Origin of the sequence: uncultured Lamprocystis sp., assembly GCF_903933125.1 — a bacterium.
Classification (GTDB): domain Bacteria; phylum Pseudomonadota; class Gammaproteobacteria; order Chromatiales; family Chromatiaceae; genus Thiodictyon.
The window spans coordinates 1-10,743 of record NZ_CAIZIZ010000583.1 but is presented as its reverse complement, the minus strand read 5'-3'; the positions used below and the strand labels follow the sequence as shown (position 1 = coordinate 10,743).

Here is a 10,743-nt window from a genome sequence, read left to right as displayed (position 1 = left end):
GGCATGCCTTGAGGTGATAACGGAACGCCCACGCCGACGCCGCTTACAAACGCTCCCGGCCGCCGTCATCGCGTTCCTGAGTACGCCAGGAAATCAACTGGTTGCTTAAGTTGGCGCCTATGGGCGAATGCCCCGTCCGGCACTTTGAGTGAGCGTTCGGGCGTGATAGGCTGTAACGTCGGCGTCTGTGGGCGGGACCGGGTAGCGAGTCGCGGCGGGACGGGGCATTCGCCCCGTCCCGAATGTTTGATCCGTGGCCGACCGTTGATTGGAACCGGCAGGTTCGGAGAAAACGTTTCGGACGGGGCGAATGCCCCGTCCGGCCCATGTTCGAGGAAAACGTATCGGACGCCCGGCGGAGACCGCCGCCAACCTCACCGCGTTCCTGCGGCAGCAGCCCCGATCCGCCCCCGCGACGCTTCTCCCGGTCGGGCGTCAGGTCCTCAACGACTGCGATGCAGCCGATTCATGGCGACTTGAAACCGCCCGTCAAGCAGGTCGTCGATAACACCCTCCACATCGCGCAGGGTGTCCTCAATCAGCAGGGCATCGGCTCGCGAGGGGCGACCGAGCACGTAGCCGGTCACCAGGCTACGGTCCCCGGGATGATCAATCCCGATGCGTAAGCGCCAAAAATCGCGACTGCCGAGCAGGTTGATCGTGTCGCGCAGCCCATTATGGCCGGCATGTCCCCCACCCTGCTTCAGACGCACGGTGCCGACCGGCAGATCCAGTTCATCGTGCGCGATGAGGATCTGCTCCGGGGGAATCTCGAAATAGCGGCTCACAGCAGCCACCGAACGGCCACTGTGATTCATGTAGGTCGACGGCTTCAGCAAACGCAGGTCCTGCCCACGCCGACTCAGCCGCGAGAGTTCGCCGTGAAACCTGGCCTCGGCCTTGAACGCCTGACTCTGTGCCAGTGCGTCGATGAACCAAAAACCCACGTTGTGGCGCGTCGGCGCGTATTCCGGACCCGGGTTACCGAGTCCGACAATCAGTCGGATGCCGACCGCATCCATAATCAATGCCCCTTGCGGACTGGATAACCGGCCCGACGGAAGCACCGTCGGACCGGTTGGATTTACGCACTGCGACTCTTGGCACGCTCAGGAGTTCGCGGGTCCCGCTGCGATCAGGCAGCGCCCTCGCCTTCCTCGGTCTCCGTACCGGCCCCGGCATGGGCGCTATGCATCACCACCACCGCTTCGTCCGTCTCGGGGACGTGCGCCAGAGTGACCCCCTCCGGCATCAGGATCTGGGACAGATGAATGATATCGCCAATGTCCATCTCCGACAGATCTACCCCGATAAACTCAGGGAGATCCTTAGGCAGACAGGTAATTTCCAATTCTGTCATGGTATGGGACACGTTGCCGCCGGCTTTGACTCCAGGCGATTTCTGGTCGTTCAGGAAATGCAGCGGCACGGCCATGCGCAGTTTCTCGTCCTGACTGACCCGCAGGAAGTCGGCATGCAGCACGAACGGCTTGGCCGGGTGGCGCTGCAGGTCCTTCAAGACCACGGTTGCAACCTGCTCACCGATGTTGAGATTCAACACATGGGAGTAGAACGATTCCTTGTCCAGGTGCTTCAGCAACTCATTATGACGCACCGCAATCATTTCCGGATCCTGATGACCACCGTATACAATGGCCGGCACCAGACCCTGCCGACGCAGGCGGCGGCTCGCACCTTTGCCTGTATCGCTGCGGGGCACGGCGACGACGTCAAAATCTACGCTCATGAGCGTTCTCCAGTTTGTTCAATGAAAGACGCGCCGCTGACCCGCGACCAAGCCCACGGCACTCGGGTGCGAGACGTTCACGCATCTCGCGAAAAGAGGATTTGACGGAAATCGCCTCAGTCCATGAAGAGAGAAGACACTGACTCCTCGTTCGAAACCCGCCGCATGGTCTCGGCGAGCAACTCGCCGATACTGAGTTGGCGGATCCGCGGGCAGGCGCGCGCCTCGGGACGCAGCGGGATGGTATTGGTCACCACCAGTTCATCCAACTGCGAATCGGCGATGTTCTCCACGGCGGAACCAGACAGCACCGCGTGGGTACAATAGGCCACGACCCGCTGAGCGCCATGCTCCTTCAGAGCCTGGGCGGCACGACACAGGGTACCGGCGGTGTCCACCAGATCGTCGATCAGGACACAGGAACGTCCGTCGACATCACCGATGATATTCATCACCTTCGCCTCATTGGGCTTGGGTCGGCGCTTATCGATGATGGCCAGATCCGCGTCATCGAGTCGCTTCGCCAGCGCGCGCGCGCGCACGACTCCGCCCACATCCGGGGAGACGACGATCAGGTCCGGGTACTTCTGGCGCCACACGTCACCGAGCAGAATCGGCGAGGAATACACATTATCCACCGGGATATCGAAGAAACCCTGGATCTGATCGGCATGGAGATCCATGGTCAGGACGCGGTCGGCCCCGGCATGGCCGATCATCTTCGCGACCAGACGGGCAGTAATCGGCACCCGTGCGGAACGTGGGCGCCGATCCTGACGCGCATACCCGAAGTAGGGAATCACCGCCGTGATACGCTTGGCCGAAGCCCACCGCAACGCGTCGATAATCACCAGGAGTTCCATCAGGTTGTCATTGGTCGGCGCACCCGTTGGCTGCAGCACGAAGACATCGCGGCCACGGACGTTCTCTTGAATCTCCGCCATGACCTCGCCGTCACTGAACTGGCCGACGACGGCCTTGCCCAATGACAGATTCAGGTGGTTCGCGATCTCGGCGGCGAGTTCCGGATTCGCATTTCCGGCAAAGACCATCATATGACTAGCAGGCACGGCACTGTTCTTCTCTGCACGATTGCAATTCGACGGCTGAATGGCGATCTGATGTGGCTGGGGCGCCAGGATTCGAACCTGGGGATGCCGGGATCAAAACCCGGTGCCTTACCGCTTGGCGACGCCCCAAAAAAGACGATGAATGCGAAACCTCAGAAGTTCTTTTCGACCGCCGACGCCACTTCGGACGTCAATCGGTCGAGCAGCGGCGAGCGGTTGCGCCCGCGGGCAACAAAGGCCCGGAAGCGTTCCGGTGCGCGTTCGCAGGCGGCCAGCGCGGTCTCCTGATCCGCAAAGGACGCGAACACGCATCCGCCGGTGCCGGTCAGTTGGCCGCCACCGACCTCATACAGCCACGCGAGGGCGGCGGCCACCTCAGGATAACCCCGGCGCACCGCGTCGAGGCAGTCATTGCGCCGATCTCCTCGCAAGAAGTCGGCTAGTGTGATGGGAAGTGAGTCGCGCGTCAATTGCGGATCGGCAAAAACCGCCGCGGTCGAGACCTGACCGGGAGGGATCAGCACCAGATACCAGGGCTCCGGCAGTTCTACCGGCGTCAGTTCCTCACCGACACCTTCAGCCCAGGCCGCCCGCGCCCGCACGAAGACCGGCACATCCGCCCCCAATGGCAGCGCAATGCCGGCCAGCTCATCCTCCCCGAGGTCAAGGCCCCACAGCCGGTTCAAGGCGACGAGCGTGGTCGCGGCATCGGAACTGCCGCCCCCGAGCCCCCCGCCCATGGGCAGAACCTTCTCCAGCCGAATGTCCACCCCGAGGCGACAACCAGTGAAGGCCCGCAAGGCCTGTGCGGCGCGCACTGTCAGGTCCGCGGACGCGGGAACCCCGGGGATCTCGGGCGCCCGCCGGATCGCGCCGTCCGCACGCGGAGCAAACCACAACCGATCGCAACGATCGATAAATTGAAAAACCGTCTGCAACCGATGGTACCCGTCCTCGCGCCGACCGAGGACACGCAACATCAGATTCAATTTAGCCGGCGCCGGCCAGGCGACGGCGTGCGCGAGTGAAGTCATTGCGATGATTCGTCCTGCCGGGTGACACGATGGCGCCCGATCACTTCTTTAAGGTAAACATGATCCGGGTGTTCTTTGAGTGCGGTATCCCAGACCGCCCAAGCCTCATCCTGGCGGCCCAGCGCCCAGAGCACTTCACCCAGATGCGCGGCGATCTCACCATCCTTCATCGCACCCAGCGCCTTCGTGAGGAACTCCAGAGCGACATCGTGATTGCCGAGCTTGAAGTTGACCCAGCCGACGCTGTCCAGGATCGCCGGCTCATCGGGCTTCAGCTTGAGAGCACGCTCGATGTAACCCAAGGCCTCCTGGTAGCGATCGGTGCGATCGGCCAGGGTATAACCCAGCGCGTTGAGCGCATCCGCATGCCCTGGATTACGCTCGATAATGCGCCGCAGGTCCGGTTCTGCCAGATCAAGACGATTGCGCTTCACGGCATACATGGCGCGGCCATAAAGCAAGTCCGCATCGTCGGGAAAGGCGGCTAACCCGGCGTTATAAACCTGCATCACCAAGTCCTCACGGTCGATCTGGTCGAGGATTTCGGCCTCGGCAAGGTACAGCATCGGCGCGTCATCGGGTATCTGGTCACGCAATTGCTGCACGATCTCACGCGCGCGCTCGACCTCCCCGGCCTTGGCGCGCAACACGGCGATCCGGATCTGGGCATCGATCAAGTTCTCTCCCTGAGTCTTGCCGTACCAATCGATCGCCGCGTCGGGATGCGCGGCGCGCTCCTCGATCTGACCCAGGTAGAAACTGGCCTCATCCCGCCGCTCACCGGTCTGGTAGAGCCGCGTCAGATAGCCGCGTGCAGCATCCAGATCGTCCAACTCCAGGGACAGCACGCCGGCCGCAAACAGAACATCCGGCGCTTTTGGACGCGCTTCGAGCAGCGTCGCGAAGACCTCCCGCGCACCGGAAAACTCCTTCTCCTCGACCAGGAACTGGGCGTACAGCATCCGCAACCCCTGATCCTCAGGAGTCGCCGCAACGAAGGCTTCGAGCTGCTTGCGCGCCTCGCCGCGTTTGCCCTCGGACAGCAGGAGCTTGACCAGGAAGAGCCGCGGCGTATCCCAACCCGGACGCAACTCCAGCGCGCGCCGGGCCGCGTCGGCCGCGATCACGTTCTCGTCCGAACCGGCAGCCACCATGGCCAAGGCCTGTTGGGCGTCAGGATTGGACGCATCCAAGTCGACCAGGGCGCGCATCAGACTCACCCGCTCCGACGCACTCCCGGCCCGCCCCACGATGCCGGCCGCCAGGAGATACCCGGACTCGCCGTCCGCCCCCGCCAACCGGATCACACGGGTCAGGTGGGTCAGCGCCCCTTCACGATCACCCGACTTGATCCGCAGGAGTGCGGCAATCTGGTGGGCTCCCAGGGACTCGGGCGCCAACTCCAACCAGAGCGCCACGGCCCGCCCGGCCCCGGTATCATCCTGGTCACCGATCGCCGCGCGCACCGCCAGCTCCGCCATTTTGGCGTCACGCGCCAATTGGGCCGCGTGCAGAAAATGGGTAAACGCCATCGTCAGATTGCCGCGCCGCGCGGCCACCTCGGCCACCAGGACCGCGTAGACCAACTCAGCGTCCAAACTGTCGCGCCGCGGCCGTGACTCCACCTGGGGTGCTGCGACGACGGGAGCTGGCGCGGTGTTACTCGCCGCCTGGCCACCGTCGGCATCCCCAGGTCGCGCGAACGGAGCCGCCGATCCGCCGGGCGTCAGATCAGCGACCAGTCCGCCGAACCTGGGATGACGGTCCGACACCGGCTGCACGGTAGCGCGCAGCCCCGGCAGCGACACGGCGGCGGGTGACAACGCCGGCGTCTCACAGGCATTCGACGCTGTCAGGGCGCCGCCCAGGACGCACAGGACACCGCAGGCCCAGCGCAGGGCGCCAACGACGTTAAAGGGCTGCATCGCAGACATCGTTCAAGACACTCATCTGGAGGTTCATGGGACCCTTGGCAGGGCAGGTCAGTGGCGTGCACACCCGGACAATCAACGGTCGCAGACATAGTAAAAAACTGTTATTCATGAGATTCTCATGGTTTAGAGAGCACCGGGCCACCCCTGCACCGGCACGCGCGGGCATCTCGCCATCTGCCAAACAGCCACGGGGACGAGTATACCCAGGTCGCGGCGGCCGCGCGGGACAGTCCGCCAACTGACCCGCCATCGGGCGTCGGCACGACAGCCGACCGGACGCCCTGAGCGCTCTCAGACTCCCGGAACGTAACCACGACTTGCATCTCGCGCCATAAGCGGGACAATTGCGGGATCTCAACTGACGGTCTGAACATGAAACTGCTGATTGTCGGGCTCAATCACAAGACGGCCCCGATCGAGGTGCGTGAGCGCCTCGCCTTCGGGCCAGATATCATTGCCGGGGCACTGCGCGACCTGCGAGGTCGCGAGGGTGTCCATGAGGCAGTGGTCGTCTCCACCTGTAACCGTACTGAACTGTACTGCGCCGTAGAGGATGGGGGCGAAGAAACGGTTCGTCACTGGCTGGGCGGTTTTCACGGCGTCGAACACGAGCGGGTCAACCCGTTCCTCTACGCCCACGCCGGCCGCGACGCCGTCACCCACCTGCTGCGCGTCGCCTGCGGCCTCGACTCGATGGTGCTGGGGGAGCCGCAGATCCTGGGTCAGGTCAAGAGTTCCTTCCAGACCGCGACCGACTGCACCGCCACCGGAAAACTCCTCGGCCGACTGTTCCAACACGCCTTTTCGGTGGCCAAGACCGTCCGCACCGACACCGCCATCGGCAGCAGCCCGGTCTCGGTGGCGTTCGCGGCGGTCAGCCTGGCGCGCCAGATCTTCAGTGACCTGTCGAAACAGACGGCCATGCTGATCGGCGCCGGGGAAACCATCGAGCTGGCCGCCCGCCACCTCCATCAAAACGGCGTCGGGCGGATCATCGTGGCCAACCGCACCGTGGAGCGCGCCCACGAGGTGGCCGCCCAGTTCGATGGCTTCGCCATTGCGCTGACCGAGATCGCCAACCACTTGGCGGACGCGGACATCGTGATCGCCTCCACCGCCAGCCCCTTACCGGTACTGGGCAAAGGCACCGTCGAGCGGGCGCTCAAGAAGCGCAAACACCGTCCGATGTTCATGGTGGACATCGCCGTCCCCCGCGACATCGAGCCGGAAGTCGGCACCTTGGACGATGTCTACCTCTACACCATCGACGACCTCCAAGGGGTCATCGACGAGGGACTGCGCTCGCGTCAGGCGGCGGCGGTCGAGGCCGAGGAAATCGTCACCTTTCACTCCGAGGAGTTCATGGCGTGGATGCGTTCGCTCGATGCCGCCAATGTGATCCAGGACTACCGCCAACGCGCCGAACTGTTGCGCGATGAGGTCCTGGAGCGGGCCAAACGCCAACTCGACGCCGGCAAACCCGCGGCCGATGTCCTGGCGTTCCTCGCCCACACGCTGACCAACAAGCTGTTGCACGCCCCCAGCACGCGACTGCGGCAAGCCGCCCGTGAGGGCGACGCCGAGATCCTCGAGGCGGCCAACGAGCTGTTCGCGCTCGAACTGGGCCGCGTCGCCCAGCCGCATTGACGCACGCGACATGAACCCGCGGATCCGCGATCGGCTGGAGCGCATGGACGAGCGCTTCAGCGAGATCACCCTCCTGCTATCGGACCCCGAAACCCAGTCCAACACGGGCCGGTTTCGGGACCTGAGCCGTGAATACGCGCAGTTGGAACCCTTGGTGAACTGTTTCGCGCGCTATCGCGACACCGAGACCGAGATGGCGGCGGCCCAGGAACTGCTGGCCGACCCGGAGATGACCGAGCTGGCGCGCGACGAAATCGCCGCGGCCGCCGACCGCCGCGATGCACTGGAACCGGTCCTGCACCGGCTGCTGGTGCCCCCGGACCCCAACGACCAACGGAACTGCTTTCTTGAAATCCGCGCCGGAACCGGCGGCGCCGAGGCATCGCTGTTCGCCGGTGACCTGCTGCGCATGTACCTGCGTTACGCGGAAGCCCGCGGCTGGCGAACCGAGGTCTTCAGCGAAAGTTCGGGTGAACTGGGCGGCTATAAGGAAGTCGTCGTGCGCGTCAGCGGCCAGGGCGTCTTCTCCCGGCTCAAGTTCGAGCCCGGTGCCCACCGCGTGCAGCGCGTCCCCGAAACCGAATCCCAGGGCCGGGTGCATACCTCAGCCTGCACCGTCGCGGTCCTGGCCGAGGCGGATGCGATCGACGCCATCGATATCAATCCCGGCGACCTGCGCATCGACACCTACCGTGCCTCCGGGGCGGGCGGCCAGCACATCAACAAGACCGACTCCGCCGTGCGCATCACCCATCTGCCGTCAGGGATGGTGGTGGAATGTCAGGACGAGCGCTCCCAGCACAAGAACAAGGCGCGCGCACTGTCGCTGCTCCAGGCGCGGTTACTGGCCCAGGCCCAGGACACTCAGTCCGCCGCCGAATCCCAGTCGCGCAAGCTCCAGGTCGGCAGCGGCGACCGCTCCGAACGCATCCGCACCTACAACTTTCCACAGAATCGGCTCACCGACCATCGCATCAACCTCACCCTCTACAAACTGGACGAGGTGATGGAAGGGGCGCTGGATCAGATCGTCGAACCCCTGCTGGCTGAATATCAAAGCGAACAACTCACCGCCATGATGGGCGATCAATAGGGGTGCATCCGGTGGACGACCCGCCTGACCGCACCCTGGTCGGTCAGGCACTGCGCAACGCCGCCGCCGCCCTCGCCCGCCTGCCCCAGGCCAGCCCCCGACTGGAAGCCGAACTGCTGCTGACCGAGGCCACCGGTTGGCCGCGCATCCGACTCGTGGCCTGGCCCGAGACACCGCTCACCCCAGCCGCCGCCGCCCGCTTCGCGGCCCTGCTCGCCCGGCGCCTGGCCGGCGAGCCCATCGCCTACATCCGCGGACACCAGGAATTCTGGACACTGGACCTGCGCGTCACACCGGATACCCTGATCCCGCGACCGGAGACCGAATTGTTGGTCGAGATCGCGCTGGAACTGCCGGATCCGGACCGGCCGCACCGGGTCGCGGATCTCGGCACCGGCAGCGGTGCCATCGCCGCCGCCGTTGCGGTCGAACGGCCCGCCTGGCGGGTCATCGCCAGCGACCGGTCCGCGGCGGCACTGGTGATCGCCCAATCCAATTTCCGTACGCTCGGGCTCGCACACTGCTTCCCCCTACTCGGCGACTGGCTGACGCCCATCGCCGACGGCACGCTCGACCTGATCCTCGCCAACCCGCCCTACATCGCCGCGGCCGATCCCCACCTGGATCAGGGCGACCTGCCGTTCGAGCCGCGGACTGCGCTCGCCGCGGGTCCGGACGGACTCGATGCCATTCGGGACATTATGGCTGACGCCATGCGCTGCCTGCGCCCCGGCGGACTGCTGGCGATCGAGCACGGATGCGCGCAGGGCGAATCTGTCCGCGCCTTATTCAACGGCCAGGGTCTGATCAATCCGGAAACCCGACGGGACCTGGCCGGACAAGATCGCGTCACCCTGGGGTGGGGGTCTTGATCAAGGCTCCGGCCGGGGACCCTGGCCAACCGTAGGTTGGGGTGAGGAACGAACCCCAACATTTTAGCGCTGGAAAATGCAGTTCTCACACAAAGACACAAAGATCACAAAGATTCAGGACGATCGGTCGGTCAAGCAGTAAGCAACCGAGACGGCTCTTTCCAGAATAAAGGCCGCACAATCGCCATCCCGCTGGGCATTGAGTGCCCGTGCCAGGCGCTTGAACCCGCTGAGTTCCTCTGCCGTAAAATAGGCTTTCTCCCCTTGATCGAAGCGCGTCATCGTCCCGCCCAGGCTGATCCACTCACTGAGCGCGATCTGCTTGTACTGCGAATCGAAGAGCGTCGCCGTAATCCGCAAACCCACCGCGGCGGCCAGCAACGACAGGCTTTTCGGTGTATGTAGGAACAAATGCCGCGGCGCGTCGAGATTGGCCCAGGACACCCCGTATTTGCGCCAGGCATAGCTGCCCGCGACCGGGATCCGGATCAGCAGCTTGCCGCCGGGCGCGAGCCGCTGCACCAGCGTCGCCAGGACCTCCCGCGGATGGTCCATATGCTCGAATGAATGATGCAGCATGATCAGATCGAAGATACCGTCCAGCTCCTCGATCCGCTGCTTGTTCACCACCAGCCCGCCTGGATACACCAGCCGCTCGGCAATGTAGGGATCAATGCCCGCGAGCGCGCTGAACCCGTCCTTCTGCAAACGCAGCAGCAGATGCCCTGACCCACAGCCAACATCCAGAATCCGCGCGTCAAGCCCCATGGACAGCCGCTGCATCCAGTCGCCATAGGGCGGCAAGGGGATCAAGGGCTTCAGCAGCCGACCGGCGACCCCGCCCTGACCGAGCAGTATCCGCGTACGCAGCGACTTGAGCCAACGGCGCCAGGGCGCGATCGATTTGACCTTCACCCGCCCGAAGGAACAATAGTCGGACGGGTAAAATGCGCCAAGATCCTGCGGGATATCCATTAACTGAAGACACCCGCAGGCCGCACATTCCAGATAGAAAAAGGCGCCATCCACACCATACATGGTCTCCCGTGCCTGGTGGATACGGTGACCTTCCGTGTGACCGCAGATGCGGCATGCGGCGGCCTGTTCTTTGTTCACTTCACGTATACTTTTAGTCACGAGTCAGAAATCAGTTAAACAACGAATACACGAGTTGTCGTTTTCGTAGCGCCCCGGATTCTCTCGCATGGCCTTGATCATCGTTGTGCGACACGAAGTCGCGTAAGTGAATGTTCTACAAGAAGTCGCTAGGAGGCGGCCTGATAGAACCGACGGTTTCTCCCGTCGTAGCCTAGGAGCACATGCGGGACTGGTAACGGTCCGGTGTG

General features: G+C 64.0%; 9 protein-coding genes and 1 tRNA gene. 3 read left to right on the top strand and 7 right to left on the bottom strand.

Annotated features, from left to right (window positions below):
• Positions 1-443: 443 nt before the first annotated feature.
• From pth to QZY03_RS31610, 6 genes are all read right to left on the bottom strand, one after another.
• A complete protein-coding gene (pth, locus tag QZY03_RS31635) occupies positions 444-1,022 on the bottom strand; it encodes an aminoacyl-tRNA hydrolase (protein ID WP_295588383.1) in 579 nt (192 codons plus the stop codon).
• A gap of 113 nt (positions 1,023-1,135) precedes the next feature.
• Entirely contained in the window at positions 1,136-1,747 is a 612-nt protein-coding gene (locus tag QZY03_RS31630) for a 50S ribosomal protein L25/general stress protein Ctc (protein WP_295588381.1), read from the bottom strand.
• 116 nt (positions 1,748-1,863) lie between these two features.
• A complete protein-coding gene (locus tag QZY03_RS31625) occupies positions 1,864-2,817 on the bottom strand; it encodes a ribose-phosphate diphosphokinase (protein ID WP_363170074.1) in 954 nt (317 codons plus the stop codon).
• A gap of 54 nt (positions 2,818-2,871) precedes the next feature.
• Positions 2,872-2,946: transfer RNA gene (locus QZY03_RS31620), tRNA-Gln, on the bottom strand.
• 23 nt (positions 2,947-2,969) lie between these two features.
• Positions 2,970-3,851: a 4-(cytidine 5'-diphospho)-2-C-methyl-D-erythritol kinase gene (gene ispE / locus QZY03_RS31615; protein WP_295588379.1), complete on the bottom strand. Its 882-nt coding sequence runs from the start codon at positions 3,849-3,851 to the stop codon at positions 2,970-2,972.
• Positions 3,848-5,776 (bottom strand): tetratricopeptide repeat protein, encoded by a 1,929-nt coding sequence (locus QZY03_RS31610; protein ID WP_295588377.1) that lies wholly within the window; start codon positions 5,774-5,776, stop codon positions 3,848-3,850. Before QZY03_RS31610 ends, ispE begins: the two co-directional genes overlap by 4 nt.
• 381 nt (positions 5,777-6,157) lie before the next feature.
• Here QZY03_RS31610 and hemA point away from each other — a divergent pair, with 381 nt between their 5' ends.
• Genes hemA through prmC form a run of 3 tightly spaced genes read left to right on the top strand, consistent with a single transcriptional unit; the run spans position 6,158 to position 9,397 of the window.
• Positions 6,158-7,432, top strand: coding sequence for a glutamyl-tRNA reductase (gene hemA, locus QZY03_RS31605; protein WP_295588374.1), 1,275 nt, complete (start codon positions 6,158-6,160; stop codon positions 7,430-7,432).
• 10 nt (positions 7,433-7,442) lie between these two features.
• Positions 7,443-8,525, top strand: a complete 1,083-nt coding sequence (gene prfA, locus QZY03_RS31600; RefSeq protein ID WP_295588372.1) for a peptide chain release factor 1 — start codon at positions 7,443-7,445, stop codon at positions 8,523-8,525.
• An 11-nt stretch (positions 8,526-8,536) separates the two neighbouring features.
• Complete coding sequence (gene prmC, locus QZY03_RS31595; protein WP_295588369.1) at positions 8,537-9,397, top strand: peptide chain release factor N(5)-glutamine methyltransferase; 861 nt, start codon at positions 8,537-8,539, stop codon at positions 9,395-9,397.
• Between the two features lie 114 nt (positions 9,398-9,511).
• On the opposite strand, the gene QZY03_RS31590 is transcribed toward prmC, so the two are convergent.
• A complete protein-coding gene (locus tag QZY03_RS31590; protein ID WP_295588366.1) occupies positions 9,512-10,513 on the bottom strand; it encodes a class I SAM-dependent methyltransferase in 1,002 nt (333 codons plus the stop codon).
• Positions 10,514-10,743: the final 230 nt, after the last annotated feature.

Bases quoted from the DNA above. Each gene is read 5' to 3' on its own strand.
- pth (WP_295588383.1), bottom strand. From the start codon at position 1,022: ATGGATGCGGTCGGCATCCGACTGATTGTCGGACTCGGTAACCCGGGT.
- QZY03_RS31630 (WP_295588381.1), bottom strand. From the start codon at position 1,747: ATGAGCGTAGATTTTGACGTCGTCGCCGTGCCCCGCAGCGATACAGGC.
- ispE (WP_295588379.1), bottom strand. From the start codon at position 3,851: ATGACTTCACTCGCGCACGCCGTCGCCTGGCCGGCGCCGGCTAAATTG.
- QZY03_RS31610 (WP_295588377.1), bottom strand. From the start codon at position 5,776: ATGCAGCCCTTTAACGTCGTTGGCGCCCTGCGCTGGGCCTGCGGTGTC.
- hemA (WP_295588374.1), top strand. From the start codon at position 6,158: ATGAAACTGCTGATTGTCGGGCTCAATCACAAGACGGCCCCGATCGAG.
- prfA (WP_295588372.1), top strand. From the start codon at position 7,443: ATGAACCCGCGGATCCGCGATCGGCTGGAGCGCATGGACGAGCGCTTC.